The sequence below is a fragment of the Streptomyces sp. NPDC096324 genome, assembly GCF_044763015.1.
Classification (GTDB): Bacteria; Actinomycetota; Actinomycetes; order Streptomycetales; family Streptomycetaceae; genus Streptomyces.
Map to the genome: position 1 here is coordinate 236,541 of NZ_JBIWFK010000003.1, position 26,064 is coordinate 262,604.

Sequence of the window (26,064 nt, forward strand, 5' to 3'; positions counted from 1 at the left end):
GGGCCACCGTCCATTGTCTCGCGCCCGCGCAAGTGGGCCCGACCTCAGGACCGCCAGGCCACCCGGTGTTCCGCCAGGTGTGACAGCACCGAATGATTGGCCTCCCAGCCATCCGGAAACTTCACGGTCACCCCCAGCTGTACGGGTTCGGTCGACGGGTGGTCGTCCAGCAACTCCGTGATTCCTTCCCGGCAGATCACGATGCACGCGTGCCGGTGCCGGGAAGCGAGGACGCACAGACGTCCGGTCTCCAGATGGAAGGCCGTGGCGTCGGGCCGCCCCGACAGCGGGTGCAGGACGACCGTGACATCGAACTCCCGTCCCTGGAGCCGGTTCGCCGTGTCCACGGTGACGTCCGTGACGCCGAGACCCGCCAGCGCCGCCCGTACGGCCGCGGCCTGGTCGCGGTGCGCCGTGCCGACCGCGATCCGCTCGGCCGTCAGCGGCACCGGCTGCTCCGCCCGCTCCGACGTGGCCGCGCCGCCCCGGTCGAGCAGCCGCCGCACGACCCCGGCCACCGCGCGCACCGCCTCCGGGTCCGTGCGCGGAGTGTGCCGGGCCGGCAGCTCCAGCAGACCCCAACCGGACTCCGCCGCCTCGTCGATGACCCGGTCGGTGCCCGAACCGTCCGACGGGACACCGAAGTTCAGCCGCCGGTCGCCGTGACCGGTGCCGCTGCGGAACGGCGTGTACGGGTAGAAGGCGGCCGAGACCAGGGGCGCGGCCGACGCGGGCAGCCGCCAGGACACCGGCAGCCGGTGCTGCGGCAACCGCGGATTGTGCGCGAGCAGCGTGGACACCGCGGACGCGGACGGGTCGTAAGACAGTCCCGCCCACTGCTCCGCGCCGACGATCGAGAACGGGTCCAACTGGCCGGGGTCGCCCACGAACAGCGCCCGCTCGAAGAGCCCGGCGACCGCGAGGAGCGCGTCCGAGCGCATCTGGTACGCCTCGTCGACGATCGCGTGCCGCCAGGGCTCGACACCCTTGACGTGGGCCCACTTCGCCGCAGTCGAGACGACGACGTCCAGGCCCGCGAGGTCCGCCGCCTTCGTGGACTTGCGGACCTGGTCGAGGCCGTCGAGGGCCTTGTCGTACGGATCGGAGTCGCTGCTGTGCAGCCGGCCCACGGGCAGGTCCGGCTCCTTCTCCGCGAGCCGCATCACCAGGTCGTCGACCTGCGCGTTCGTCTGCGCGACGACCATCAACGGGCGCCCCGCCGCCGCGAGTTCGAGGGCGGCCCGGACGACGAGGGTCGACTTGCCGGCGCCCGGCGGGGAGTCGACCACGACACCCCGGTCGCTGCCGTGCAGGGTGTCGCGCAGGATCGCGTCGGTGGCGCGGGCGGCCTCGGCACCCGGGTCGAACACGGCGGTCACAGGATGTCCTCCTCGGTCACCGGGTCCGGCAGCGGCGGGGCGCCGGTCTCACCGGGCGGCCCTCCGTGCGTCCACGGCGTCTCCTCCGGGTCGGGCAGCTTGGCGCCGCCGCGCTGCTCGTGCTCGAAGAGGGTGAAGCAGACGACGTCCCCCTTCTCCGGCACGGACCCGGCCTCGGGCTCCTTGCCGCGCCCCATCTTGTCGACGATCCGCAGCACCAGGGACGCGCCCTCGTCGTCGTACCCCACGAACTCCGCGGCCTGCGGCCTCCCGCCCAGCGAGCGGTACACCCTGGCGCGTTCCCCCAGGTGCGGGCGGTCGTCCGTGCGGACGGTCACCAGCGGGCGGGGGCTCGGCCGCTTGCCCTCGCCGTACGCCATCACCACCTCGGTGACCTCTCCGGCGAATGCCTCCCCGGCGAGCCGCCGGCCCGCCATGACCAGCGGGTCGTCGAGGGCCTCCTGCGCCTCAAGCCGGGCCTGCTCCCGCTCGCGCGTGGCCAGCTTGTTCGCGGCGGTGACCGCGTCGTCGTGGCGCGGCTGCGGCGGCTCGCCCGCCACGACCCGGTCGCGGTGCCCGGTGAACGACCAGCGGTCGCGGGTCCACCGGTCGGCGGCGTGCGCCCCTTCCGGCAGCGTCCGCAGCAGGTCGAGGCCCCGCCAGACCGCGTCCCAGGTGGGGCGGGTGACGCTCTCGACCAGTTCACGGATCGTCCGCTCCGCCGCGGTGAGTTCACCGAGCCGGTCGTCCGCCTCGACGCCGTCCTCGGCGGCGGCCAGCGCCGTCCGCGCGCGGTCGTAGCGTTCGATCGCGGGGGCCAGCAGCTCGTTGTCGAAGGCGGGGTCGGTGGCCGGTCCGGCGGGCGGGCACACGAGCTGACCGCGCGCGTCGCGCTGGAGCTCGGCCCGCACCGCCGCCTCGGCGCCCTCCTCGCCGTGCGGCGGGTCGAGCCAGGCGAGCAGCGCGCCGAGATGCTGGTCCTCCAGGCTGCTCTGCCCCGTGGCCCAGTGCCGGGACAGCACGTCGGTGAGGGCCAGGAGCAGGGCGGAGCCCGGCACCCGGGCGCGCTCCCCGAAGTGGGTCAGCCAGCGGCCGAACAACGGCACCCGGGGAGGCGCCGGATGCGGGGTCTCGGGATCCTGCTCGGCGGTGCGGCGAAAGCGGGTGGAGCGCCCGAGGAGACGGACGAGCTCGATGCCGGCCCGGCCCGGCACGACGATCTGCGGCGCGTCCGCGCACAGCTCGACCTCGACCTTGACGCGCTTGCCGGTCTCCGGGTCGGGCTCGCTGCGCTCGGCCGCCTCGACCACGTCCGCGAAGGTGTCGATGTAGGGCAGGACGACGTCCGCCAGTTCGGCGAGGAAGGCGAAGCGCAGGTCGCGGTCGCGGGGCTGCGGTACGACCAGCAGCCGGGGCGCGTCCCGGTCCGTGCCGACGAGAGCGCCGAGCGGGGCTCCCGCCTCGCCCGCGGTGGTGAGCGGCACGAACACCAGGGGCCGTTCGGCGAGATGGCGGTGGAGCGCGGTGGCGGCGGGCTGCGCCCGGCCGCTCTCGACGGCCTCCAGCCGCGCGAGGGCGGTGATCAGCGACATACGCCCGCCTCCCGGCCGTCGGCGACGCCGGGGGCGGCGGCTTCGGGTGCGCCCGCACCGGTGGGCACCGGCGTTTCGTGTGCGTCGGCCCCGGAAGCGCCGGTCTCCGGGACCGGGGAGCCGGGTGCGGGCACGATGGGTGACGCGGCGAGGTCGCCGGCCGATCCCTTCCGGTCTCCCGCGAGGTCGTGCGGCACACCGGTCCGTGCCGCCGCCGCGGCCGGTACGCGGGCCTCCGCCGCTCGGGTGCCGGCCTCCGGGGCCGTGCCGCCCAGGGCCTCCGCGCGCAGCAGCGCGGCTCGCCTGAGGGCCGCGACGGCGGGATCCCCGGGATCGCCCGCCTTCCCGCGCGCCGCGGCCAGGACGTCGGGGACGGTCGTCAGACCGCCCAGCTCCGCGCGCAGCGAGCGGCCGAGCGAGGTCACCGCGCCCTCGGCACGCGAACGGGCCCGGCAGTGGAAGGCCAGTTCACAGGCGGACAGGCACTCGGGCGCGTAGGTCGCGGGAACCGCCTCGACGGCCGTGATCAGTTCCTCGGCGGGAAGGCCGGGGGAGAAGCAGGTGCCTGCGGGGAGGGCGGCCGCGATGTCCTCGACGCGGGTGAGCCGGGCGAGCTGGCGGCGGGTGACCGCGCGCTGCTTGCGCACGTCGACGGCCGAGGCGGCCGGGAGGTTGGAGAAGTCCTTCGGGCAGACCAGCAGGACACGGTGGTGGACCTCGGGGGCGGGATCGAGGCGGGCCGCGACCTCCTCCAGGGCCAGGACGTACACCGCGGACTGCCGGGCGGCGGCGCCCACCTTGGCCGGGTCGGCCGAGCCGTCGAGCATCGGGAACGACTTGATCTCGACGACCGTCCAGTCCCCGTCCGGATGCACGACCACCGCGTCCGGCTCCAGGAAGGCCGGGGAGCCCGCGACGTCCAGGGCGAGCATCGGGTGGTCGAGCAGTGTCCAGACACCGGCCCCGGAGGCCTCGCGCAGCGCCAGTTCCGTACGGGCCGTGCGCCCCTCGGGACCGATCGCGCTCAGGTCGGGCACGGCACCGGCGCCGGGCGGCTCGGCGCCCGGGTCCAGCCTCTCGTGCACCAGCCGCAGCAGTTCGGCACCGCCGTCGGCCTTGACCCGTGCCTCGAACGCGTTGCCCCGCATGAAGGCGAACTGCGACATCCCGAACGCCGACGGCGCGCCGAGCGCACCGGCCAGCTTCGCCTTGTCCACACCCACGCCGTCCAGCAGGGCGCGCCGGTCGCACCCGGGGTTGGCGGCGAGCGCCGCGAGGGCGCGCGCGTCCAGCGCCTTCGGCGCGATGTCGGGACCGCGCAGCTCAGCGAGCTGCTGTCGCAGCGCTGTCGCCCGCGTCCGTGGCGGCGGAATCCGGCTCGGCTCCCGGCCCGGGTCGGGACTCGCGCTGTCGGGGAATTCGTTCACCCGTGGAAGTCTGGCACCCCGCACTGACAATCGCGGAACCCTCGCCCCCCGAGGCCCCCCCGCCCCACGGGACGACGGCCTTCAGCAGCGTCCGCACACGATCCGCCGCCCGCATGACGAACGGGGTCAGCAGCAGACCCGCGCCCATCACCGCGACGCCCGCGACGGCGTCCAGGAAGTAGTGGTTGGCCGTGCCCATCACGACGATCGTGGTGAACAGCGGATAGACGACGGCGGCGGCCTTGGCGGCGGGCGTACGGCCGTGGCGCCACAGCATCACTCCGCACCACAGCGCCCAGCCCACGTGCAGGCTCGGCATCGCCGCGTACTGGTTCGTCATCCCGCCCATGCCGCGCGGCGCGCTCGCCTCGCCGCCCCACCAGCCGTAGCCGCTGTACTGGGCCATCGTGTCGACGAAGCCGTGCTCGGGCGACAGCAGCCGGGGCGGGCAGGTCGGCAGCAGCGTGAAGCCGATCAGGCCGAGGAACGTGGAGGTCCAGAGCCAGGTGCGGGCCGCGCGGTAGCGCACGGACCGGGAGCGGAACAGCCATATCAGGATCGCCGGCGTCACCAGGTAGTGCAGCGAGGCGTACCAGAAGTCGGCGGGCACGCCGAGCCAGGCCTCCCGCGTGAACAGCCGGTTCAGCGGATGTTCGGCGTTGAGGTGGAGGGCCTTCTCGACGCGCAGGATCTCCAGGCCGTGGTCTATGGCGCCGGAGGCGGCGTCGCCCCGGGCGAGCAGCCGGCCCGCGGTGTACGCCAGGTACACGAGCACGATCAGCGGGACCTCGGTCCACCAGCGCAGACGCACCTGCGACGCGGCGGACGCGCGCAGTTCGGCCCACCGGCCCGACCGGACGCGCGGTGCCGCTCCGGTACGCGGTGTATCGGTCTGCGGCATCCGATCGCCCTCCCCCATCTGCTCGTGTCCATCTGCCCGTGGTGACCGGCGGTCGGTGGCCACCCGGGGATTTTACGGTGTGCGCGAATGCCCCGAAGGGGCGCCCCGGATGTCAAAGACGCGGAGATCGCCCCCCGGGTTGCCCGGAGCGGCGGTGCGCGATGATGGAGTGACCCACTCCTCAGTCGTCCACGGGTGAGCAGCGCCTCATTCGTGCCGCCCGTCCCGGAAGGCTCCTCGTCATGGCACCGCGCATCCTGCTGGCCCGGCACGGACAGACCGCATGGTCACTGTCCGGAAAGCACACCGGCAGGACCGACATCCCGCTCCTGGAAGAGGGGCGGCGCGGAGCCAAGCTGCTGGGCGAGCGGCTGCACCGGTCGCCGCTGGACTCGCTGCCCGCCGCCGAGGTGCGCACCAGCCCGCTCTCGCGCGCGAGCGAGACGTGCGAACTGGCCGGCTTCGGGGAGCGGGCGACGACCTGGGACGCGCTCCTGGAGTGGGACTACGGCGCCTACGAGGGCATGACCCCGGCCGAGATCCAGGACGTCCGCCCCGGCTGGTTCATCTGGCGCGACGGTGTCCCCGAGGGGGAGACCCTGGAGCAGGTCACCGCGCGCGCGGACGAGGTCGTCGCGTGGGCCCGCTCCGCGGACCGCGATGTGCTGATCTTCGCCCACGGCCACATCCTGCGGTCCATAGGCGCCCGCTGGCTGGGCCTGCCGCTGGACTTCGCGGCCCGTATACGCCTCAACCCCACCTCGTTGTCGGTGCTCGGCTGGGCCTACGGGGAGCCCGCGATCGAGGTGTGGAACGACTGCGGGCACCTGAGCGTCTGACCGGCGCCCCCGGTGGCTCTCACGCCGTGCGGGGCAGGCTCGCGTGGCGGTCGAGGAACGCCGAGACGCCCGAGGCCCTGCGGTGCGGGAGCAGCACGCGGGCCGTCGCCGCCAGCATGGTCTGGATGCGGGAGGACTGGACCTCGTTGAGCAGGTCCAGGACGCGCAGACCGGCCAGGGCGGCTTCGTCGGGACGGCCGCCGCGGGCGAGGTCGTCGGCGAGTTCCGCGGTGTAGAGGGCGATGTTGCGGGTGAAGTGCGGGTCCTGGAGGTGCGCGGCGCGGCGTGCGTGGCGGGCGGCCCGGGGCCAGTCGCCCAGCGTCGACCAGCACTGCGCCTCCAGGCCTTCCAGCTCGGCCTCCCCGTAGAAGGTCATCCACTCGGGGTCGGTCTCCGCGGGACCGCGTTCGTAGAGGGCCTGCGCGCGGGCCATCGCCTGTTCGCATCCCCGGCGGTCGACGAGTCCGGCCCAGCCGCCCGCCTCGCGCAGGGCGAGCAGGGAGAGCAGCCGGGAGGAGCCCAGGGGGCGTGCGGCGCGCTGGGCGGCCTGGGCCGCGCGCACGGCCTCGCGCGGGCGCCCCGCGTCGCGGGCGAGGAACGCGGTGTTGCAGAAGGCGTGGGCCTCCAGGCCCGCGTCGCCCGCCATCCGGGCGGTGGCGAGGGCTTCCGCGTAGTGGGAGCGGGCGTCGTCGAAGCGCCCGGAGTCGTGTGCCAGCCAGCCCACCGAGATGGCCAGCTCGCCGGCTCCGGAGTACAGCCGGTCGGCGGTCGTCTGCCGGGTGGTGCCGGCGTCGAGCAGCTCGTACGCGGTGCGCAGGGGGACCGCCGCGCGTCGGTAGAGCCCGTCGGCCCCGTGTCTGTCGTCGAGCAGCCGGATCCGGCGGACGGCCTCTTCGAGGGCGCCCGCCTCGGACGTACCGGCCCGGTGGACGTGTCGTTCGGCGGCCGCGGCGCTGCCGCCGAAGGGTCCCAGTGAGGCCGCCGCCACGGTGGCGGTGCCTCCGGTCATGAATGCGCGACGCTGCACGTCGCTCTCCTCGTGGTTCTGATCGCGTTTCTCGTACGGGCCGTACGGATCCCACCAGGGGTGCGGGTCGTACGGATCGTGCGGGCGGTGCGGATCGTGCGGGCTGTCCGTGTGGTGCGCGGTGTGCGGGCCGTACGGGGCCGGGACGCGGAGCTGACCCGGCATCTCATACGTCTCGTGCGCCCCGTCCGTCTCATAGGGGGCATGTGGAGGGTTCGTGGAGTGCGCGAGGGGTGGCTCCCCCGTGTCGCGCGCCCCGCGTCCGCGTACCCATGAGCGGGGCGTGAAACCGAGATCCGTCAGCGTGCGGCCGGGAAACATGTGCAGGAACACCCGCTCGTACGCGTAGTTGGGACAGCGGATCTCGCCCGCCTCGACGCGCCCGATGTAGCGCGCGTCGCAGCTCACCCGCTCGCCGATCTCGCGTGCGGCCCTCCGTACCAGCGCGGCGAACTCGCCCGGGGAGCGCTGACCGCGCAACCGCCGGAAGGCGAGATTCGGCCGTGCCGGCCGGGGGGACGGGGACGAGGTCACCGATGACGACGCCATGGCCGGGCCCTCTCTTGCGAACCGTCGAACCACGCCGGATCCGTGGCTGAGTTGACCTGGTTGTACCCAGTAGGTGCCCTGGTTCCGGCGGGGCAAGAACGTACCTGTTGTGACAACGCCGCCACGCTGGGTTTGGCTACAAACCGGATATCTCATCCACGATCTGCCATGAACTGCCATCCTTTGTGGCGGAGTTTCGCCGTAGCCGTTGACGTCCTGGCGCGTTGAACCGGGTGGACCGGGAGCCGCCCGAACTCCCGACCCACTCGTCATGAGGAGGGGTTCCGTTGGAGGCCGGGATGCAGATCACGCAGAGCACCGATTTCCGTACGCCGCCGTCGACCGCGCAGCACGGGCCGTCCCCGGAGTGCGGCGTACCGCAGCGGCCGGCCGCAGAATGCGACCTGGTGACCGTCCCGGCCCGCCAGGGGCTGGAGGCGGTCGACATCCTGCGCCGCGGCGCGGCCGACCTCGTGGGGCCCGTCCTGCACGACGACGGCTGCGACACCCTCGGCTTCCTGGTGCCGCCCGGCACCGCCGACGCCTGGGACGTGCCCGGCAGCACCTGTACGCAGACCAACGGCCGCGGCCTGAGAGCGGCCCCCGAGCCCCCGGTCGAGGGATCGGACTGGCTGCTCCCGCCCGGTGAGGCGGACCTCGCGACCGATCCGGCCGTGCTGCGGGCCGCGCTGGGCGAGGCCGCCCGGCTGATCGAGGCGGCGGACGGCTGCCGGTGAGCGGCCCGGAGACCGGCCGCTGAGCCGACCCGCCCCCGCGCCCCGATAATGGCCAGATGGCAAGGGCGAGGAAACAGCGGGCGGACGACGGCCGCGACACCGGGCGGGGCGGACGGCGCGGGCAGGGCGCCGCCGAGGCCGTCGTCGAAGCCGTGGACGGGGGGCTCGCCGAGCTGCTGCCCGACCGGGACCGGGCGCGCGCCTGGACCCTGCTCATCGACGGCGCTCCGCAGTCCCACGTCGACCTGGACGACCCCTCGTTCCTGAGCTTCGAGTACCAGCGCCGGCTCGGCCATGTCATCGACCTCGTCGCCCCGCCCGGCAGACCCGTGCAGGTCGTCCACCTCGGCGGCGGCGCCCTCAGCCTGGCCCGCTACACCGCCGCCACCCGTCCCCGCTCCACCCAGCAGGTCGTCGAACGCGACGCGGCCCTCGTCCAACTGGTGCGCCGCGAACTGCCGCTGGACCCGAACGCCCGGATCAGGGTGCGGTCCGTGGACGCGCGGGAAGGTCTCGCCAAGGTCCCCGACGGCTGGGCGGACCTGGTCATCGCCGACGTCTTCAGCGGCGCGCGCACACCGGCCCATCTGACGTCCGCCGAGTTCGTCACGGAGGTCCGCCGGACCGTGAAGGACTCCGGGGTCTACGCCGCGAACCTCGCCGACGGGCCCCCGCTCGCCCACCTCCGCGGGCAGATCGCCACCGTCGCCTCCGTGTTCCCCGAACTCGCCCTGGTCGCCGACCCGACGGTGCTGCGCGGCAAACGCTTCGGCAACGCCGTCCTCGTCGCCTCCGGCCGGCCCCTGCCCATCGCGGAGCTGACCCGGCGCGCCGCCTCCGACCCGCATCCCGCCCGGGTCGAACACGGCAGGGAACTCCTGGACTTCACTGGGGGCGCGGCACCGGTCACGGACGCGGTGGCGGTCGCGTCACCCGCGCCGCCGCCTTCCGTGTTCCGCTGACCCGGCGTGGGGGGCACGGCGTCGGCGGGGCGCCCTTCGTCAGCAAGGCTCAGCGCACGTAAGCCCGTTCGCGGCGGAGTCCGCTGCGCGGCGGAGGCCGGTTCAGTACGTCCCGATGTCCACGTGCGGGGGACCGTCGTGCCAGTCGCAGAACACCGACACCCGGTCGGCGCCCGAGGAGAACTCCACGCGGATCCACGTCTCGGTCTTCCACACCTGCATCGACCAGCCGGTGTTCGGCGTCGCGGACACCAGCGTCCCGTACGTGGCGGTGATGTCGAAGACCACCCGGCCGCCGTCGGAGTCGTAGCTCTTGACCTGCCCGGAGGAGGACGGGGACGCGGCCGGGACCGACGGCGACGATGAGGGACCGCCGCCCGCAGAGGCGGACTTCGAGGGCGTCGCGCTCGGCTTCGGGGTCGCGGACGGCGTGTTCGCGGCGCTCTTCGACGGCTCGGCCCGCCGGGTCGAGGACGCCAGGGGTCTCGTCTTCTCGGCCGTCGCGCCCGCCACCGTGATGGGCAGGGCGCGCGGCGGGTCGTAGGCCGTGCCCGTCATGACGGTGTGGACACCCCACCAGGACAGCGTGACCGCCGCGCCCGTGGCGAGCGACCACGCGAGTACGTGTACGAGTCCTCTGCGCATCGCGGCCATACTGCACCACGAGCACCACGGGTGTCTCACGGCCCCGGAAGGATCCGGAATGTCCCCGGGGGGAGCGGGCCGGGATTGTCCACAAGTGCCTGGCGGGCGTTGTCCACAGGCCCGGACGGCCGCCCCCGGATGGCGTACGGTGCCGCCCATGGCAAGTGTGCTCGTCGTCGAGGACGACCAGTTCGTACGCTCGGCGCTCATCCGGCATCTGACCGAGGCCGCGCACATCGTGCGCAGCGTCGGCACCGCCCTGGAGGCGCTGCGCGAGGTCGCCCATTTCCCCTTCGACGTCGTGATCCTCGACCTCGGACTGCCCGATCTGGACGGGTCCGAGGCACTGAAGATGCTGCGCGGGATCACCGACGTCCCGGTGATCATCGCCACCGCGCGGGACGACGAGACGGAGATCGTCCGCCTGCTCAACGCCGGGGCGGACGACTATCTGACCAAGCCGTTCTCGGTCGAGCACCTGTCCGCGCGCATGGCGGCGGTGCTGCGCCGTTCGCGCACCACCGTGGGCGAGGCCCCCGTGTCGACGGTCATCCGCGTCGGCGGGCTCGCCATCGACCCGCTGCGCCGCCAGGCGGAACTGGACGGCGTACGACTCGACCTCACCCGGCGCGAGTTCGACCTGCTCGCCTTCCTGGCCGGGCGCCCCGGTGTGGTCGTGCCGCGCAAGGAACTGCTCGCCGAGGTGTGGCAGCAGGCCTACGGCGACGACCAGACCATAGACGTCCATCTCTCGTGGCTGCGCCGGAAGCTGGGGGAGACGGCGGCACGCCCGCGCTATCTGCACACCCTGCGGGGCGTCGGCGTGAAGCTGGAGCCGCCGAGAGCGGAGCGGCCGCTGTGAGGTGGGCACTCGTCAAGGTGTGCGTGGCGGTGACGACGATGGTCGTCGTCGCCTTCGCGGTCCCGCTCGGCCTGGTGATCAAGGAGATGGCGCGCGACCGGGCGTTCTCGAACGCCGAGCGGCAGGCCGCGGCCATCGCGCCCGCGCTCTCCATCACCACCGACCGGGACGAGCTGGAGCGCGTCGTCGCCTCGGCCGGCTCGGACGCGCAGATGGCCGTGCACATCCCCGCCGCCGACGGGAAGCCGACCGTCGAGATCGGCGAACAGCGCGCCGTCGGCAAGGACATCGCCATGACCCGGCGGCTGGGCCGGGCCTCCACCGCGGAGGTGCCCGGCGGCTCCGCGCTGCTCCAGCCCGTCGCACTCAGCTCCGGCAAGATCGCGGTCATCGAGGTGTACGTCCCCGAGGCCGAGGTCAGCAACGGCGTCGGCACGGCCTGGGCGGTCCTCGCCGCGGTCGGTGTCGCCCTGATCATCGGCTCCGTCGCGGTCGCCGACCGGCTGGGCGTGCGGATGGTGCAGCCCGCGCAGCGCCTCGCCGAGAGCGCGCACGAACTGGGCGAGGGGAAGCTGGGCTCCCGCGTGCCCGAGGAAGGGCCGACCGAACTGCGGCAGGCCGCCGTCGCGTTCAACTCCATGGCCGATCAGGTCGTCCAACTGCTCGCCAACGAGCGGGAACTCGCCGCCGACCTCTCGCACCGCCTGCGGACACCGCTGACCGTGCTCCGCCTCAACGCCGCCTCGCTCGGCGACGGGCCCGCCGTCGAGCAGACCCGGGCCGCCGTCGAACAGCTCGAACGCGAGGTCGACACGATCATCAGGACGGCCCGGGAGGCCAAGCCGCAGACCGCGGCGATCGGTGCCGGAGCCGGGTGCGACGCCTCCGAAGTCGTCCGTGAGCGCATGGACTTCTGGTCGGCGCTCGCCGAGGACGAGGGGCGCAAGGTGCGGGTGGCCGGTGTGGACCGGCCGTGCCGCATACCCGTGGCCCGCGCCGACCTCGCCGCCGCGCTCGACGCGCTCCTCGGCAACGTCTTCCGCCACACCCCCGAGGGCACGGCCTTCGCGGTCGACGTGCACAACGCCGAGGACGCCGTGATCGTGCTGGTGTCGGACGCGGGCGCCGGAATCCTGGACCCGGAGGCGGCGATGGCCCGCGGCCGGGGTTCGGGCAACGACGGGTCGACGGGCCTCGGCCTCGACATCGTGCGACGGCTCGCGGAGTCGACGGGCGGGGACGTACGGATCGGCTCCTCCGTGCTCGGCGGAACCGAGGTCCGCATCTGGATCCAGCTCGACGGCAGAGCCCCCCTCCGCACCGGCCACCGCGGCACGGTACGCCGCCGCAAACGCAACGCAGCCGCACGCTGAGCCGGCCGGCCGACACACCAGGCCCGAGCTGAGCCCGCCCCGAGCCGAGCCAGCCCGTTCCCTTCCGAGCCCGCCCGTGCCGACCCAGGCCCGCGTCGAACGTTCGCGCCCCCGCCGGGCCCGCTCGCGGTCGGCGTCGGTCGTGTCCGCCGCATGCGCCCCGCGTGGCAGCGGCATACGGCAAACCGCCCACATTGGTCTCGACCTTTAACGTCTCCCGATGGCTTCCTTAAGCGGACCCTAAGATCCTCAACCGCCGTCCGTATCACGCGGTTTGACCGATTCCGGATCGCTAGCGTGATGCCCGCACCCCCTGGGACGACCCCAGCGAACCCCCCCGTGAAAATCCGCGAAGGCAGGCACACGCGATGAGCAGCACGCACCGGCGCAAGGTCAGTGGCAGGAACAAGGCGATAGGCGGCATCGTCGCGGCGGCCGTGGTCGGCGGCGGCGCCTTCCTGTTCACCGGCGTCGCGAACGCCTCCAGCGTCGGCGCCGCGTACACGAGGACCAGCGAGTGGTCCACGGGCTACACCGCGCAGTACGTCGTCTCGAACGACACCGGCCAGCGCAAGCCCGACTGGAAGCTGGAGTTCGACCTGCCCTCGGGCTCCAAGCTCAGCTCGCTGTGGGACGCCACCTCGGCGGTGAGCGGACAGCACGTCACCGTGACGCCGCCGGCCTGGGACAAGGACGGTCTGGCGGCCGGCGAGTCCGTCACCGTCGGCTTCGTCGTGAACGGCACCGCGAACCCGACGGGCTGTGTCATCGACGGCACCAAGTGCTCGGTGGACGGGGCGACACCCGAGCCGAGCGGCCGTCCGACGCAGACCGCGACCCCCACGGCCACGCCCACCCCGACCGCGAGCGCGACACAGAGCGCGACCCCCAAGCCGACGGCCACCGCCACCGCCACGGCCACCCCGTCCCCCACGCAGACCTCGGGCAGCGGCAACACGACGACCGCCGGCTTCGCGCCCTACGTCGACACCTCCCTGTACCCGGCCTTCGACCTGCTGAAGGCGGTCGACTCCACCGGCGTGAAGAACTACAACCTCGCGTTCATCACCGACGGCGGCGGCTGCACGCCGAAGTGGGGCGGCGTGAGCGACCTCGCCAGTGACGGGGTGGCCGCGCAGATCGGCGCGCTGCGCGCCAAGGGCGGTGACGTCCGGGTCTCCTTCGGCGGAGCCTCCGGCTCGGAGCTGGCCACCGGCTGCTCCTCGGCCGACACGCTCGCGGCGGCGTACGGCAAGGCCGTGGACGCCTACAAGCTGACGAAGGTCGACTTCGACATCGAGGGCGGGGCGCTGCCCAACACGGCCGCGAACACCAAGCGCGCGAAGGCCATCGCCAAGCTGCAGCAGCAGCACCCGGACCTGGACGTCTCCTTCACCCTGCCGGTCCTGCCCCAGGGCCTCACCCAGGACGGCGTCAACCTGCTCGCCGACGCCAAGTCCAACGGCGTGCGGATCAGCGCCGTGAACATCATGGCGATGGACTACGGCCCGGCCTTCAGCGGTGACATGGGCGACCTCGCCGAGCAGGCCGCCACGGCCACCCAGGCGCAGATCAAGAGCGTCCTCGGCCTCTCCGACAGCACCGCCTGGAAGACGGTCGCCATCACCCCGATGATCGGCGTCAACGACGTGTCCTCGGAGATCTTCAAGGTCGACGACGCCTCGCAGCTCGTGGCCTTCGCGAAGTCCAAGGGCATCGGCTGGCTCTCGATGTGGTCCGCCACCCGTGACAAGCAGTGCGCCGGCGGTGCCAAGAACACCGCGGACGCGGTCTGCAGCTCCATCGTCCAGGGCGACGGCGCCTTCTCCAAGGCGTTCGCCGCTCTCAAGTAGCCATCGCGAGAACGGGGGTTGCGCGCCCCGGCCGGACCTCTCCACCCCCCACCCGGCCGGGGCGTCGTAGCAGGACGTGAAAGGCGGGGGCCGTGTCCGGTGACTTCCGGAGACGGCCCCCGCCTCTCGCTCTTCCGCCAGGCTTCCCACCGGCTTCCCGCCGGGCCTTCCACCGTCCAACGGGGCGGGGCGCGGCACCCCCCTCGGGTGCCGCGCCCCTTTCCCCCGTGTCTGCGGGCGCCGGCCTACTCGGCGGGCGCCACCGGTGCCAGCGTTCCCGTGCGGGCCGCCTGGCTGTACCAGTGGGCGCTCGACTTCGGGGTGCGCTTCTGGGTCGCGTAGTCGACGTAGACCGCTCCGAAGCGCTTCTCGTAGCCGTAGGCCCACTCGAAGTTGTCCAGCAGGGACCACAGGTAGTAGCCGCGGACGTCCGCCCCGTCCTCGATCGCGCGGTGCACGGCGGACAGGTGGCCGTGCAGGTAGGCGACGCGCTCGGGGTCGTGGACGCGGCCGTCCGGGTCCGGCTTGTCGTCGTAGGCCGCGCCGTTCTCCGTGATGTACAGGGGCAGGCCCGGCGCCTCACGGGTGTACCGCATGATCAGCTCGTGCAGTCCCTGCGGCTCGATCGTCCAGCCCATCTCCGTGCGCTCGCCCGGCGTCTGGTGGAACGCGACATCGTCCGCGCCCGGCCAGGGGGAGTGCGCGCTGGAGCCGTGGCCGTCCGCGCGCGGACCGTCCGAGACGGCCTCGGCGGCCGAGACCAGCGTCGGCGTGTAGTAGTTGAGGCCGAGCGCGTCCAGCGGCTGGTGGATCAGCGCGAGGTCGCCGTCCTGGACGTACGACCAGTCGGTGATCGACCGGGTCGCCGTGAACAGCGTCTGCGGGTAGGCGCCGTGCAGCATCGGGCCGTGGAAGACGCCGTTGGCCAGGTCGTCGATGCGCTGGACCGCGGCCAGGTCCGCCGGGTCCTGCGAAAGCGGCCGGATCGGGCAGGAGTTGAGGCTCACCGCGACCGTGTTGCGGGCCGGCATCACGGAACGCAGCGCCGAAGTGCCGAGCCCGTGCGCGAGGTTCAGATGGTGGGCCGCGCGCAGCGCCGCCGCCGGGTCCGTCCGGCCGGGCGCGTGCACACCCGAGCCGTAGCCCAGGAAGGCGCTGCACCAGGGCTCGTTCAGCGTGATCCACTGCTCGACACGGTCGCCCAGCGCCTCGCCCACGATCTGCGCGTACTCCGCGAAACGCAGCGCCGTCTCGCGTTCGGGCCAGCCGCCGGTGTCCTCCAGCTCCTGCGGCAGGTCCCAGTGGTAGAGGGTGATCGCCGGCTTGATGCCCTTCGCCAGCAGCTCGTCGACCAGACGCCGGTAGAAGTCCAGGCCGCGCTGGACGGCGGGCCCCCGGCCGGTGGGCTGCACCCGCGACCAGGAGACGGAGAAGCGGTACGCGCCGAGGCCCAGGTCCGCCATCAGGGCCACGTCGTCGCGGTAGCGGTGGTAGTGGTCGACAGCGATGTCACCGTGCTCGCCGCCTGCCGTCTTGCCAGGTGTATGGCTGAAGGTGTCCCAGATCGACGGCGTTCGGCCGTCTTCCCGTACCGCGCCCTCGATCTGGTAGGCGGAGGTCGCCGCACCCCAGAGGAAGGCCGGAGGAAACGTCACGGGTGTTGCGGACTCAGGCATGGAAGCGCTCCCAAGGGGGTCGTCAAGACCGACGAGTTGGAGGGGGGAAGGTGAAGGCGGGGCGGAGGGGCCGAGGCGGCGGTGACCCGGCCCCCGAAGAGGCGTTCAGCCCTTGATCGCGCCCTGCATGATCCCGCCCACGATCTGCTTGCCGAACAGGAGGAAGGCGATGAGCAGCGGCAGGGTGCCGAGCAGCGCGCCCGCCATGATGACGGCCTGGTCGGGGATGTAGCCGGTGCCCAGCGCGTTGAGGGCGACCTGGACCGTCGGCTCCTGCTGGTTCAGGGCGATGATCGGCCACAGGAAGTCGTTCCAGGACATCACGAACGTCAGCAGGCCGAGCACCGCCATCGCCGGGCGCGCCGCGGGGAAGACGACGTGCCACACCACGCGCAGACTGTTCGCGCCGTCCACCCGCGCCGCCTCGATGAGTTCGGAGGGCAGAGCCTGCAGCAGGTACTGGCGCATGAAGAACGTACCGAAGGCGCTCACCAGGGTGGGCAGGATGACCGTCTGGAGCTGGTTGGACCAGCCCAGGTTGCTCATCCACAGGTACAGCGGCACGACGGCGAGCTGCGGCGGGATCATCATCGTGCCGATGGTCAGCAGCAGCAGGAGTCCGGAGAACTTGAACTTCAGCTTGGCGAAGGCGAACCCGGCGAGGGTGGAGAACACGACCGTACCGATGGTGACGGTGCCGGCGACGATCGTGGAGTTGATCATCGCGGTGCCGAGCCCGGCCTGTTCCCAGGCGGCCTCCAGGTTCTTGAACAGGTTCCCGCCGAACCACAGCGGCGGCGGATTCTGCGCCAGCCGCGTGTTGTTGCGCGAGGCCGCGATGGCCGTCCAGACCAGCGGTGCGAGGGAGACCAGCGCGAACACGGCCAGGACGACATAGGTGACCGGACCGGCGTGGAGCTGCTTGCCCGCGCCGAGCACCCGGCGGCGTCCGGGCTCGCGCTTGTCCGGGGCCGGCCTCGCGTCTGCCGGGGAGGCGGTCAGTTCAGTCGTGGTCATTGGGATTTCCTCAGCCGTCGGGTGATCAGCAGGTTGATCGCGGCGATGATCAGCAGGATCAGGAACATCGTCCATGCGATCGCCGACGCCTTGCCGAGGTTGCCGATGCCCCAGCCCTGGTCGTACATGTACAGGCCGAGCGTCTGGTATTGGTGCGCCGAGCCGCCCTTCGAGCCGCTGACCCCGCCGAACAGGAGCGGTTCACCGAAGAGCTGGGTCGCGCCGATCGTGGACACGACGACCGTGAACAGGATCGTCGGCCGCAGCATGGGGATCGTCACATGACGGAACTGCTGCCAGCGGCCGGCGCCGTCGAGGGAGGCCGACTCGTACAGGTCCGCGGGGATCGCCTGCATCGCCGCGAGATAGATCAGCGCGTTGTAGCCGGTCCAGCGCCAGATCACGATCGAGGAGACGGCGAACTGGCCGCCCCAGTCGGACTCGCGCCAGTTGATCGGGTCCACCCCGACGAAGTGCAGCAGCCAGTTGATCATGCCGCCGTCCCACGAGTACAGCAGCGTGAAGACCAGCGTCGCCGCCGCCACCGAGGTGGCGTACGGGGTGAGCATGACGACCCGCCACACGGTCGAGCCGCGGAGCCGGTAGTTGAGCATGTGGGCGATCCCGAGCGCCATGATGAGCTGCGGCACCGTGGAGATCACGCCGATGGTGAAGGTGTTTCCCAGGGCGTTCCAGAAGAACTCCGAGGACAGCAGGTTCTTGTAGTTGTCCAGACCGGCCCAGGTCTGGTGGTCGAGCCCGGAGAGCTGCACATTGTGCAGCGAGTACCACGCCGTGTAGAGCAGCGGTACGAGCCCGAAGGCTCCGAAGATGATGAAGAAGGGGGCGATGAATGCGTACGGCGACGCCTTCATGTCCCAGCGGTACAGCCGGCTGCGCCAGGAACCCGGGTCCTGCGGCGGCTTACCGCGACCCTGAGCGCCCCGGGCCGCGCCCGGCTGAGAGCCGGGCGCGGCGTCGGCGCTCGTCGCGGGGTGCGCGAGAGCCTGCTTGGAGCTGGTCACTGGCCGAGCACGTCCTTGATCTCAGCCTTTGCCGCGTTCCAGCCCTGGTCGGGGGTCTTGCCCTTCTGCTCCACCTGGAGGATGCCGACGTCGGTGATCGCGGTGCTGATCGGCTGGTCCTTGGTGCCGAAGTACTGGACCGGGATGGTCTTCGCCGAGTCGCCGAAGATCTGCGTGATCGGAGCGTTGGAGAAGTACTCCGTGGTGGCGGCGGCCGGCTTGAGGGTCGCGTAGGCCGACGGGGTCGACGGGAAGCTCGCCTGCTTGGCGAAGACCTTCGCCTGCTGCTCGGGGGCGGTCAGCCACTTCGCCAGCGCGATGGCCTCCTTCTGGTGCTTGCCCGCCGTCGGCACGCCGATGAACGAACCGCCCCAGTTGGCCGCGGTCGGCGCTGCCGCCACGTCCCACTTGCCCTTGCCCGAGTCACCGGACTTCTCCTGGATGTAGCCCATCATCCAGGCGGGGCAGGCCACGGTCGCGAACGAGCCCTTGGCGAAGCCCTGGTCCCACGTCGGGTCGAACTGCTTCAGCTTGGCCGACATGTTGCTGGTCGCCACCGACATGGCGGCGCTCCAGGACTTCTTCACGCCCTTGGACTTGTCCCAGATGACGTTGCCGTCCTTGTCGTAGTACCGCTCGCTCTCGCCGCCGAGCGCCGCGTTGTACACCGAGGAGGCGGAGTCCACGAACTTGGTGCCGCTGGGCGCCTTCTTCATGTAGTCCTTGCCGACCGCGACGTACTTGGCCCAGTCGCCCTTCCACTGCTCGGCGAGCTTGACGCGGTCCGTCTCCAGACCGGCCTTCTCGAAGAGGTCCTTGCGGTAGCAGATCGCCATCGGGCCGATGTCGGTGCCGAGCGCGATCGTCTTGCCGTCCTTGGTGGTGGCCTGGGACACCTTCCAGTCGAGGAACTGCGACTTGTCGACCTCCTTGCCGAGGTCGACGAACTTGTCGGCCTGGGTCTGGACGGCCTCGGTGATGTTGCCGACCTCGATCGCCTGGATGTCGTCGGTGCCGGAGCCGGCCTGCAGACGCGTGAGCGTCTTGGGCCAGTAGACGTCGGTACGGGTGGTGACGTTCTCCTTGATGGAGATGGTCGGGTGCAGCTTCGTGTACTCGTCGTAGAGGCCGGCCTGCTTGTAACCGAAGACGCCGAAGGTGCCTACGGTCAGGGTCGTCTTGCCCTTGCCGCTTCCACCGCCGTTGTCCGACGAACCGTTGTCCGGGTCGCTCGAACAGCCGGCCAGCAGTCCCGTAGCCAGCGCGGCGACGACCGCTATGGCCCCCAGTCTGCGGGACCGGCGGGTACTCGTGCGCATTGCGTCCTCCTGTTGCCTGACGTGCCGACCCCCCGGCCAACTGCATTGGTGGCGCCCGTTGTTTCTCGCTGCGGCTCGGGCGGGGAACGTGCGGGATGTGTATGTGTCAGGTACTGTGGGAGCGCTCCCACAGGTGATGTGTTGAAGAGTCGTCGGTTCCGGCGGGGGTGTCAAGGGTGAGGGAGCGGAGAGATGCCTTCAGTTATCGGCCTGTTAGCTGAAGATGTCATTCCGCCACCTGGCCGGAAGCGTCTCATGGCCCGTCCGGCACTTTCGGGGCGGCCGTCCGTGAGGTGACGCCTCCCGGACCGGGGCCCAGCGACGCGGGTCCCGCCGGACGGGGCTGTTACATTCCAGGCCAGGTTGGTGTCGACGGGAGGCGGAGGCCATGGCAGTCCACGGAGCGCGGGGCCGCAGTGGCGGGCGGCCGACCCTCGAAGAGGTGGCCGCGCGCGCGGGAGTGGGCCGTGGCACGGTCTCCCGGGTGATCAACGGTTCCCCGCGGGTCAGCGACGCGACCCGGGCCGCGGTCGAGGCGGCGGTGGCCGAGCTCGGCTATGTCCCGAACACGGCGGCGCGCGCCCTCGCGGCCAACCGCACGGACGCGATCGCCCTGGTCGTCCCCGAGCCGGAGACGCGCTTCTTCGCGGAACCGTACTTCTCGGACATGCTGCGCGGTGTCGGTGCCGAACTCTCCGAGACCGAGATGCAGTTGCTGCTGATATTCGCGGGCAGCGACCGGGAGCGGGAGCGCCTGGCGCAGTATCTGGCGGCCCACCGCGTGGACGGCGTCCTGCTGGTCTCGGTGCACGCCGACGATCCGCTGCCCGATCTGCTCTCCCAGCTCGAGATCCCGGCCGTGATCAGCGGCCGGCGCTCGGCGGAGGAGACGCTTCCGTCGGTGGACTCCGACAACTACGGCGGCGGGCGCGCGGCCGTGGAGCATCTCGTCTCCCGGGGGCGCGGCAGGATCGGCCACCTCGCCGGCCGCATGGACGTCTACGGCGCCCAGCGGCGCGTCGACGGCTACCGCCAGGGTCTGCGGGACGCGGGCCGTGAGGTGGACGAGCGGCTGATCGTCCCCGGTGACTTCACCGAGGAGGGCGGCCGCCGTGCCATGACCCTGCTCCTCGAGCGCTTCCCGGATCTCGACGCGGTGTTCGCCGGGTCCGACGTCATGGCGGCGGGCGCCCGCCAGGTGCTGCGCGAGAGCGGCCGGCGCATCCCGGACGACGTGGCGCTCATCGGCTACGACGACTCCGCCATAGCCCGTCACATGGATCCGCCCCTGACCAGCGTCCGCCAGCCCATCGAGGAGATGGGCCGGGCCATGATCGACCTCCTCCTCGGCGAGATCGCGGACCGCCGCCCGACGGCCTCCCGCGGACTGGAGAAGCGTCAGCTCGTTCTGCCCGCGGAACTGGTGGTGCGGGCCTCGTCCTGAGACGGTCGCGCGGCGGGGCGGGACGCGTCACCGCGGTGCCGAGAACTCCCAGCGGATCTCGCCGTCGTGGAGTTCGTCCGTCGCGGTGAGTCCCGCCGCCGCGGCGACGGCCGCCGACGCGTGGTGGGCGGGGTGGACATGGGCCACGACCGTGTGGACGGGGAACGTCCGGACCACGTACGGGACCAGCGCCCTCGCCGCCTCCACCGCGTACCCCCGCCCCTGCCAGGGCGTGCCCACGACCCAGGCGACCTCCGCGGTCCCGTCCGAGACGGTCGCCTGGACCGTCCCCACCAGGCGCCCCGGCTCTCGCTCCCGCAGCACCCAGTTGCACCAGAGGACGCCGGGATCGGGCGAACCCGCGACGAGGCGCTCGTACCGGGCCCGCAGCGCCCCCGGAGTGTCCGGCTCCCCGCCGATGAACGCGTGCAGCGCCGGATCGGACAGCACCGCGGCCATCTCCTCGGCGTGCTCGGCCCGCAACGGCAGGAGATCGAGCCGGGCGGTGGCGAAGGGTTCCGTGGTGGCGAAAGGTTCCGTGGGGTGGGGCACGAAGGGGAGCGTACGGGCCGCCGGGGCCGGGAACGCAATCAGCCGGTGACCTTTTCACAAGGTCACCGGCTGACTACTCAGGGTGAGTGACGGGACTTGAACCCGCGGCCACCTGGACCACAACCAGGTGCTCTACCAACTGAGCTACACCCACCATGTCCGGTCTTCTTGGTTTCCCTGACCGGCCGAGAAAAAGTGTACAGGGTTCTGAGGGGTGCTCGCGCACACCTTTTTCCGGGGCCCAGCAGGGCCCCGTCAAAGGCCTATTCGACGGGCAGGACGTGCTTGGCCGCGATGGTGCGGGCCGTGTCCGAGTCGGGGCCGGGCTGCGGGACGAAGATCGCCTCGCGGTAGTAGCGGAGCTCGGCGATGGACTCGCGGATGTCGGCCAGGGCGCGGTGGTTGCCGTTCTTCTCCGGGCTGTTGAAGTACGCCCGCGGGTACCAGCGGCGGGCCAGCTCCTTGACCGAGGAGACGTCCACGATGCGGTAGTGGAGATAGCTCTCCAGCGTGGCCATGTCCCGCAGCAGGAAACCGCGGTCCGTCCCGACGGAGTTCCCGCAGAGCGGGGCCTTGCCCGGCTCCTTGACGTGCTCACGTACGTAGGAGAGGACCTGCTCCTCGGCGTCCGCCAGGGTCGTCCCCCCGGCGAGCTCCTCCAGCAGGCCGGAGGCCGTGTGCATCTGGCGCACCACGTCCGGCATCGTCTCCAGGGCCGCGTCCGGCGGGCGGATCACGATGTCCACCCCTTCACCGAGCACGTTCAGCTCAGAGTCGGTGACCAGCGCGGCCACCTCGATGAGCGCGTCATCCGACAGCGAGAGTCCGGTCATCTCGCAGTCGATCCACACCATGCGATCGTTCATGTGTCTCACCCTACGGCCCGCCCCCTCCGGTTATCCCGCCCGTGCGTCCCGCCGGGGCGGCGGATCGCGCCCCGGCCTCATGCGAAGGGGCCCGCACCCGAAGGTGCGGGCCCCGCGCGTCCGCCGACGTCCGACTACGGCGCGCTGCGCTGTCCCGGCAGGCTCGGCCTGCCCGTCGCGTACAGCTCCGCCCGTTCCCGCATCGCCTCCGCGGAGAGCGAGGCCGCCGCGCCCAGGCCGGCCGCCGCGGTGCGGCGGGTCTGCATCGGGACCGGGCCCGAGTGCTCCTGGTGCAGTGACGGCGGCGGTCCGACCGGACCCGTCGGCCCGTCCGGATCCGTGACCCGGTCGGCCTGGGGCCTGCGGGCGCGGTACGCCGCCCGGTACGCGGCCGGCGACGAGCCGAGCTGCCGCCGGAAGTGACCCCGCAGCGCCACCGGCGAACGGAAGCCGCAGCGGCCCGCGACCTCGTCCACCGAGTAGTCGGACGTCTCCAGGAGACGCTGCGCCTGCAGGACGCGCTGAGTGATCAGCCACTGCAGGGGAGCGCTTCCGGTGAGCGAGCGGAACCGGCGGTCGAAGGTGCGGCGGCTCATGTAGGCGCGAGCCGCCAGCGTCTCGACGTCGAACTGCTCGTGGAGATGCTCCAGCGCCCAGGCGACGACCTCCGCGAGGGGGTCGGCGCCGATCTCCTCCGGCAGTGACCGGTCGAGATAGCGCTCCTGGCCTCCGCTGCGCCGCGGCGGGACCACCAGACGACGGGCGAGCGCGCCGGCCGCCTCGTTGCCGTGGTCCGTCCGCACGATGTGGAGACAGAGATCGATTCCGGCCGCCGTACCCGCGGAGGTCAGCACGTCGCCGTCGTCCACGAAGAGCTCGCGGGGGTCGACGTGCACCGACGGATAGCGCTTGGCCAGCGTCGGCGCGTACATCCAGTGGGTGGTCGCCGGACGGCCGTCCAGCAAACCGGCCGCGGCGAGCACGAAGGCGCCGGTGCACAGCCCGACTATGCGGGCGCCTTCCTCATGGGCGCGGCGCAGTGCGTCGAGCGCCTCCTCCGGTGGTGGCGAGGTGATCGACCGCCAGGCGGGCACGACGACCGTGCCGGCCCTGGAGATCGCTTCCAGGCCATGTGGTGCGGTGAGTTCCAGGCCCCCTGTGGTCCGCAGCGGGCCTTCCTCGCCGGCACACACCAAAAGGCGGTAGCGCGGCACGCCGGCGTCCTGGCGGTCAATCCCGAACACCGACAGCGGAATGGAACTCTCGAAAATGGGGCCGCCGCTGAACAGCAGCACCGCGACGATCTCCTTGCGGCGTCGCCCGGACAGTTTCCGGGCCGCGGATTCCGGCGCGGCAGTGGAGTCGTGGCTCATCCTGCTAAGCCCCCCTCGGTGGTCGCGGCTCCTCGGTTGTGTCGCTCCTGCACGTTTCCCCTCGGTCCTGCACGAGTCCCCCGCCGTAAGACAAGATCGAATCTACTGTGTCCCGTTGAGCCAAGGTGACCAGTTCGCTACTCCGTAGAATGTCGACATGGCAACTTGGCGTGAAGCATTCGATCACGAAGCGTTGCACTCGTGGGCGCCGCAGGGAAGTGCGCCTCGTGGCAGTGGCCAATCCACGTAGGGTGCGCGAGCCCTCCGTACCCCTTTAGGTGCAGGTCGAACGGGGGTTGGGGGGTCGTTCGAGCAAGGGATGAGCCACTACCGGAAGTTGGCTGAAAAGAAGCGTAGGTGTACGCGCAAACCGGTCAGTCGACCGGCTTGCCTCCCCTGGTGTGACGAGCGCCTCGGTGAACTCCCGTGCCGTTCCCGCCCCGTGGGCCGATCCGCGCCCCCGACCCGTTCCCGCGTCCCCTGACCCCCGCGCTCCGCGTGCCGCCCGGACCGCCCCTCCCGTGCCGTCCGCGCCGGTGCGGGGCAGGCCGGCGTGCGCGTGAGGGAGCCGTGCCGCGCCGCTCGCCGGCCGGCGGTGCCGCCCCCCGCTCGGACTGACGCAGCAGGATCACACAGGCCCCCGTCACGGCGGCGAGACCGAGAGCCGTACCGGCCGCTCCGGCGAGTGAGCTGCCGCACCAGAGGAGGACCGCCGGGACCACGACGCAGGCGAAGGCCGCCCAGCGGACCACGTCGCTCACGGCGTCCACCGCGCCGGGCGCCGGGGGGCGCGGACCGGAGCGTGTTCCCGATCGCGATCCGGGGCGTGATCCCGAACGGGATCCGGGGGGCGGCGAGGGTGACGGGGAGGGGGCGGGGCGGACCCCTGGGGCGGGGGGTGCCGAGGGTGCGGGGGAACGGGGGGCGGCGTCGGGTCCGGACACGTGCTGCTCCCTGGTGCTCCGGTGTTCTCCGTGCTCCCCACGGCGTGTGATCTCCATGGCGTGCCTCGGCGGCGGCGGCCGCGACCGGTTCAACGCGTGTTCGACCCGCCGGTCACTGCCCGGCGGGTGGGGCGTGTGCCCGGAAGGGGGCCGCCCGGTCCCGCCGGGCGGCGGAGTTCCCCGTTCCCGGGCGCCGGTGCAAATTCACGGGGAGCCCTGCGCAAACCGCCTGTACGGGGCAGCAACCATTGCGTTACGGGCACCCTCTCGTGCATGCTCCCTGGAATGCCGCGTAAGGCGCGCGGGATCTGGGCAGAGGAGGCGTGCCGCCGTACCCTTGGGGGTATGGGGTTGGGAAGATGTTTCCCAGACACAGCTCTGCCGTTCGTTGTCGTCCCCACCACGAGGATCCAAACGCCGAGACACCCATGGCCGGTCACGAATTCTTCGATCCCGCGGACCGCAAGCGCCCGCTCGCCGATCCCACGGCGGCCGAGCCCCTGGCGGCGGAAGAACCCCGCCAGTCCTGCGATCCCGCTTTCAAGCACGGCGTCGTCGTCGGTTTCGACGGTTCGACGTCCAGCGAGCGTGCCCTCGCCTACGCGATCGGGATGGCGCACCGCGCCGGCTCGGGCCTGATCATCGTCCATGTGGCCAACCGGCTGCCCACCACGGTGTGGGCGGGCTGCGAACCGCCGGTCTTCGTCGACGTCCCCGACCACCGCACCGAGGTGCTGGGGCTCGAACTCGCCTGCGCCGAATACCTCTCCGAGGTGCCCTGGATCCTGGTCGAGCGCGGCGGCGACATCTGCCACGAACTCGAGGAAGTGGGGCGGGAGTACGAGGCGGACGCGATAGTCGTGGGCTCCACGCACGGCATCGTCGGGCGCATCTTCGGCTCGGTCGCCGGACGCCTCGCCAAGCGCGCCAAGCGCCCTGTCATCGTCATTCCCTGACGCCCCGCCCGCCCGCGACGCGGGTCGCCGGTGTTCTCCGTGCGGTGAGTGAACCTACTGGCGCGTAGAGGTGTTTGTGCCTTTGTGAAGGGCATATACGGGACGCCGGTCCGACGCGGCGACCGGTACGGCGCAGCACAACTGCACAGGCATGAAGGGAGCCCGCCGTGGACAACGACGTCTCTGCGGGAAGCACCACCACCATCGTCGGAAGACTCGCGCTCGGTGTGACCCTGCTGGCCTTCGGCCTCGGGTACACCGACTTGATCGACGGAGTGACGGCGGCCGACGCCGTGTCACTGGCCCACTACGTAGGCGGGGTCGCGCTGTTCGTCGCCGGTCTGCTCGCTCTCCGCGACCGTGACACGGCCAACGGCACGGCCTTCACGGGAATCGGCGCCCTCTGGTTCACCTGGGCCGTCTCGGCCGGCGGCCAGGTCTCCGACAACGCGGCGGGACTCTTCCTGCTGCTCTTCGCGCTCGTCGTGCTCTCGCTCGCCCTCGCGGGCGGGGACACCCTCGGCCAGGGCGCCTACGGACTGTTCTTCGTCTCGCTGCTGCTTCTCGCCGTCGGCCGCTTCGCGGACAGCGGCGCTCTGGGCAAGGCCGGCGGCTGGTTCGCCGTCGCGGCCGGCGCGGTCGCCTGGTACGCGGCGACCGCCGCTCTCGCCCACTGGCCCACCGCACTTCCGCGACGCGCCGCCGGCCGGGGGGTGACGGCCACCGGCTGACCTCGGCGCGGGCCG

The 26,064-nt window shown here is 72.1% G+C and carries 21 protein-coding genes, 1 tRNA gene and 1 pseudogene; 9 read left to right on the forward strand and 14 right to left on the reverse strand.

Going from position 1 to position 26,064, the window contains the following annotated elements:
* Nucleotides 1-44: 44 nt before the first annotated feature.
* From ACIQ7M_RS08515 to ACIQ7M_RS08530, 4 genes and pseudogenes are all read right to left on the reverse strand, one after another.
* Nucleotides 45-1,379 carry an AAA family ATPase gene (locus ACIQ7M_RS08515; RefSeq protein ID WP_403641347.1) on the reverse strand — a complete coding sequence of 445 codons (1,335 nt, stop codon included), beginning with the start codon at nucleotides 1,377-1,379 and terminating at the stop codon, nucleotides 45-47.
* Nucleotides 1,376-2,971, reverse strand: coding sequence for a hypothetical protein (locus ACIQ7M_RS08520; protein WP_403641350.1), 1,596 nt, complete (start codon nucleotides 2,969-2,971; stop codon nucleotides 1,376-1,378). The genes ACIQ7M_RS08515 and ACIQ7M_RS08520 overlap by 4 nt, the downstream gene beginning before the upstream one ends.
* A 260-nt stretch (nucleotides 2,972-3,231) precedes the next feature.
* Nucleotides 3,232-4,344: pseudogene (locus ACIQ7M_RS08525) on the reverse strand (hypothetical protein); the annotation flags it as partial.
* Entirely contained in the window at nucleotides 4,295-5,299 is a 1,005-nt protein-coding gene (locus ACIQ7M_RS08530) for a phosphatase PAP2 family protein (RefSeq protein ID WP_403641353.1), read from the reverse strand. The pseudogene ACIQ7M_RS08525 and the gene ACIQ7M_RS08530, both read right to left, overlap by 50 nt.
* A 242-nt stretch (nucleotides 5,300-5,541) precedes the next feature.
* On the opposite strand from ACIQ7M_RS08530, the gene ACIQ7M_RS08535 reads away from it, so the two are divergent.
* The gene (locus ACIQ7M_RS08535) at nucleotides 5,542-6,138 is read left to right on the forward strand and encodes a histidine phosphatase family protein (protein ID WP_355770386.1); all 597 of its coding nucleotides are present in this window, start codon (nucleotides 5,542-5,544) and stop codon (nucleotides 6,136-6,138) included.
* Between the two features lie 19 nt (nucleotides 6,139-6,157).
* Here the strand turns inward: ACIQ7M_RS08535 and ACIQ7M_RS08540 are convergent, their stop codons facing one another.
* Nucleotides 6,158-7,714: a hypothetical protein gene (locus ACIQ7M_RS08540; protein ID WP_403641356.1), complete on the reverse strand. Its 1,557-nt coding sequence runs from the start codon at nucleotides 7,712-7,714 to the stop codon at nucleotides 6,158-6,160.
* A gap of 299 nt (nucleotides 7,715-8,013) precedes the next feature.
* Between ACIQ7M_RS08540 and ACIQ7M_RS08545 the strand changes: the two genes are divergently transcribed.
* Together ACIQ7M_RS08545 and ACIQ7M_RS08550 are read left to right on the forward strand one after the other, a co-directional pair.
* A complete protein-coding gene (locus tag ACIQ7M_RS08545; protein WP_355770380.1) occupies nucleotides 8,014-8,451 on the forward strand; it encodes a hypothetical protein in 438 nt (145 codons plus the stop codon).
* Between the two features lie 56 nt (nucleotides 8,452-8,507).
* Nucleotides 8,508-9,413 carry a fused MFS/spermidine synthase gene (locus ACIQ7M_RS08550; protein ID WP_355770377.1) on the forward strand — a complete coding sequence of 302 codons (906 nt, stop codon included), beginning with the start codon at nucleotides 8,508-8,510 and terminating at the stop codon, nucleotides 9,411-9,413.
* Between the two features lie 102 nt (nucleotides 9,414-9,515).
* Here ACIQ7M_RS08550 and ACIQ7M_RS08555 read toward each other — a convergent pair whose 3' ends face one another.
* Nucleotides 9,516-10,058 carry a hypothetical protein gene (locus ACIQ7M_RS08555; RefSeq protein WP_403641360.1) on the reverse strand — a complete coding sequence of 181 codons (543 nt, stop codon included), beginning with the start codon at nucleotides 10,056-10,058 and terminating at the stop codon, nucleotides 9,516-9,518.
* 157 nt (nucleotides 10,059-10,215) lie between these two features.
* Here ACIQ7M_RS08555 and ACIQ7M_RS08560 point away from each other — a divergent pair, with 157 nt between their 5' ends.
* The 3 genes from ACIQ7M_RS08560 (at nucleotide 10,216) to ACIQ7M_RS08570 (ending at nucleotide 14,146) form a co-directional block, all read left to right on the forward strand.
* Nucleotides 10,216-10,920, forward strand: a complete 705-nt coding sequence (locus tag ACIQ7M_RS08560; RefSeq protein WP_361681732.1) for a response regulator transcription factor — start codon at nucleotides 10,216-10,218, stop codon at nucleotides 10,918-10,920.
* The gene (locus tag ACIQ7M_RS08565; RefSeq protein ID WP_355770370.1) at nucleotides 10,917-12,293 is read left to right on the forward strand and encodes a HAMP domain-containing sensor histidine kinase; all 1,377 of its coding nucleotides are present in this window, start codon (nucleotides 10,917-10,919) and stop codon (nucleotides 12,291-12,293) included. Before ACIQ7M_RS08560 ends, ACIQ7M_RS08565 begins: the two co-directional genes overlap by 4 nt.
* A gap of 368 nt (nucleotides 12,294-12,661) precedes the next feature.
* The gene (locus ACIQ7M_RS08570) at nucleotides 12,662-14,146 is read left to right on the forward strand and encodes a cellulose binding domain-containing protein (protein WP_403641365.1); all 1,485 of its coding nucleotides are present in this window, start codon (nucleotides 12,662-12,664) and stop codon (nucleotides 14,144-14,146) included.
* A 245-nt stretch (nucleotides 14,147-14,391) separates the two neighbouring features.
* Here the strand turns inward: ACIQ7M_RS08570 and ACIQ7M_RS08575 are convergent, their stop codons facing one another.
* The 4 genes from ACIQ7M_RS08575 to ACIQ7M_RS08590 form a co-directional block, all read right to left on the reverse strand.
* Nucleotides 14,392-15,822, reverse strand: coding sequence for a GH1 family beta-glucosidase (locus ACIQ7M_RS08575; RefSeq protein ID WP_403641368.1), 1,431 nt, complete (start codon nucleotides 15,820-15,822; stop codon nucleotides 14,392-14,394).
* A 105-nt stretch (nucleotides 15,823-15,927) separates the two neighbouring features.
* Complete coding sequence (locus tag ACIQ7M_RS08580) at nucleotides 15,928-16,839, reverse strand: carbohydrate ABC transporter permease (protein ID WP_355775827.1); 912 nt, start codon at nucleotides 16,837-16,839, stop codon at nucleotides 15,928-15,930.
* Nucleotides 16,836-17,864, reverse strand: a complete 1,029-nt coding sequence (locus tag ACIQ7M_RS08585; RefSeq protein WP_403641371.1) for a carbohydrate ABC transporter permease — start codon at nucleotides 17,862-17,864, stop codon at nucleotides 16,836-16,838. The genes ACIQ7M_RS08580 and ACIQ7M_RS08585 overlap by 4 nt, the downstream gene beginning before the upstream one ends.
* Nucleotides 17,861-19,183 (reverse strand): ABC transporter substrate-binding protein, encoded by a 1,323-nt coding sequence (locus tag ACIQ7M_RS08590; RefSeq protein WP_403641374.1) that lies wholly within the window; start codon nucleotides 19,181-19,183, stop codon nucleotides 17,861-17,863. The genes ACIQ7M_RS08585 and ACIQ7M_RS08590 overlap by 4 nt, the downstream gene beginning before the upstream one ends.
* Nucleotides 19,184-19,571: 388 nt before the next feature.
* Here ACIQ7M_RS08590 and ACIQ7M_RS08595 point away from each other — a divergent pair, with 388 nt between their 5' ends.
* Nucleotides 19,572-20,627: a LacI family DNA-binding transcriptional regulator gene (locus tag ACIQ7M_RS08595; protein ID WP_403641377.1), complete on the forward strand. Its 1,056-nt coding sequence runs from the start codon at nucleotides 19,572-19,574 to the stop codon at nucleotides 20,625-20,627.
* A 27-nt stretch (nucleotides 20,628-20,654) separates the two neighbouring features.
* Here the strand turns inward: ACIQ7M_RS08595 and ACIQ7M_RS08600 are convergent, their stop codons facing one another.
* The 4 genes from ACIQ7M_RS08600 to ACIQ7M_RS08615 form a co-directional block, all read right to left on the reverse strand.
* Nucleotides 20,655-21,179 (reverse strand): GNAT family N-acetyltransferase, encoded by a 525-nt coding sequence (locus ACIQ7M_RS08600; RefSeq protein ID WP_403641380.1) that lies wholly within the window; start codon nucleotides 21,177-21,179, stop codon nucleotides 20,655-20,657.
* A gap of 81 nt (nucleotides 21,180-21,260) precedes the next feature.
* A tRNA-His gene (locus tag ACIQ7M_RS08605) sits at nucleotides 21,261-21,333 on the reverse strand.
* A gap of 109 nt (nucleotides 21,334-21,442) precedes the next feature.
* A complete protein-coding gene (gene orn, locus ACIQ7M_RS08610) occupies nucleotides 21,443-22,045 on the reverse strand; it encodes an oligoribonuclease (RefSeq protein ID WP_355763633.1) in 603 nt (200 codons plus the stop codon).
* Nucleotides 22,046-22,179: 134 nt separating this feature from the next.
* Entirely contained in the window at nucleotides 22,180-23,418 is a 1,239-nt protein-coding gene (locus ACIQ7M_RS08615; RefSeq protein ID WP_355763630.1) for a helix-turn-helix domain-containing protein, read from the reverse strand.
* Nucleotides 23,419-24,790: 1,372 nt separating this feature from the next.
* Here ACIQ7M_RS08615 and ACIQ7M_RS08620 point away from each other — a divergent pair.
* Both ACIQ7M_RS08620 and ACIQ7M_RS08625 read left to right on the forward strand, forming a co-directional pair.
* Nucleotides 24,791-25,318 carry a universal stress protein gene (locus ACIQ7M_RS08620; RefSeq protein WP_355763627.1) on the forward strand — a complete coding sequence of 176 codons (528 nt, stop codon included), beginning with the start codon at nucleotides 24,791-24,793 and terminating at the stop codon, nucleotides 25,316-25,318.
* Between the two features lie 167 nt (nucleotides 25,319-25,485).
* Nucleotides 25,486-26,049 (forward strand): GPR1/FUN34/YaaH family transporter, encoded by a 564-nt coding sequence (locus ACIQ7M_RS08625; RefSeq protein WP_355763624.1) that lies wholly within the window; start codon nucleotides 25,486-25,488, stop codon nucleotides 26,047-26,049.
* The last annotated feature ends 15 nt before the right edge of the window (nucleotides 26,050-26,064 follow it).

What these genes read in the sequence shown, in the direction of transcription:
- ACIQ7M_RS08550 (WP_355770377.1), top strand. Translation starts at nt 8,508, where the DNA reads ATGGCAAGGGCGAGGAAACAGCGGGCGGACGACGGCCGCGACACCGGG.
- ACIQ7M_RS08560 (WP_361681732.1), top strand. Translation starts at nt 10,216, where the DNA reads ATGGCAAGTGTGCTCGTCGTCGAGGACGACCAGTTCGTACGCTCGGCG.
- ACIQ7M_RS08530 (WP_403641353.1), bottom strand. Translation starts at nt 5,299, where the DNA reads ATGCCGCAGACCGATACACCGCGTACCGGAGCGGCACCGCGCGTCCGG.
- ACIQ7M_RS08620 (WP_355763627.1), top strand. Translation starts at nt 24,791, where the DNA reads ATGGCCGGTCACGAATTCTTCGATCCCGCGGACCGCAAGCGCCCGCTC.
- ACIQ7M_RS08555 (WP_403641360.1), bottom strand. Translation starts at nt 10,058, where the DNA reads ATGCGCAGAGGACTCGTACACGTACTCGCGTGGTCGCTCGCCACGGGC.
- ACIQ7M_RS08575 (WP_403641368.1), bottom strand. Translation starts at nt 15,822, where the DNA reads ATGCCTGAGTCCGCAACACCCGTGACGTTTCCTCCGGCCTTCCTCTGG.
- ACIQ7M_RS08535 (WP_355770386.1), top strand. Translation starts at nt 5,542, where the DNA reads ATGGCACCGCGCATCCTGCTGGCCCGGCACGGACAGACCGCATGGTCA.
- ACIQ7M_RS08545 (WP_355770380.1), top strand. Translation starts at nt 8,014, where the DNA reads ATGCAGATCACGCAGAGCACCGATTTCCGTACGCCGCCGTCGACCGCG.
- ACIQ7M_RS08615 (WP_355763630.1), bottom strand. Translation starts at nt 23,418, where the DNA reads ATGAGCCACGACTCCACTGCCGCGCCGGAATCCGCGGCCCGGAAACTG.
- orn (WP_355763633.1), bottom strand. Translation starts at nt 22,045, where the DNA reads ATGAACGATCGCATGGTGTGGATCGACTGCGAGATGACCGGACTCTCG.
- ACIQ7M_RS08595 (WP_403641377.1), top strand. Translation starts at nt 19,572, where the DNA reads ATGGCAGTCCACGGAGCGCGGGGCCGCAGTGGCGGGCGGCCGACCCTC.
- ACIQ7M_RS08570 (WP_403641365.1), top strand. Translation starts at nt 12,662, where the DNA reads ATGAGCAGCACGCACCGGCGCAAGGTCAGTGGCAGGAACAAGGCGATA.
- ACIQ7M_RS08520 (WP_403641350.1), bottom strand. Translation starts at nt 2,971, where the DNA reads ATGTCGCTGATCACCGCCCTCGCGCGGCTGGAGGCCGTCGAGAGCGGC.
- ACIQ7M_RS08580 (WP_355775827.1), bottom strand. Translation starts at nt 16,839, where the DNA reads ATGACCACGACTGAACTGACCGCCTCCCCGGCAGACGCGAGGCCGGCC.
- ACIQ7M_RS08540 (WP_403641356.1), bottom strand. Translation starts at nt 7,714, where the DNA reads ATGGCGTCGTCATCGGTGACCTCGTCCCCGTCCCCCCGGCCGGCACGG.
- ACIQ7M_RS08590 (WP_403641374.1), bottom strand. Translation starts at nt 19,183, where the DNA reads ATGCGCACGAGTACCCGCCGGTCCCGCAGACTGGGGGCCATAGCGGTC.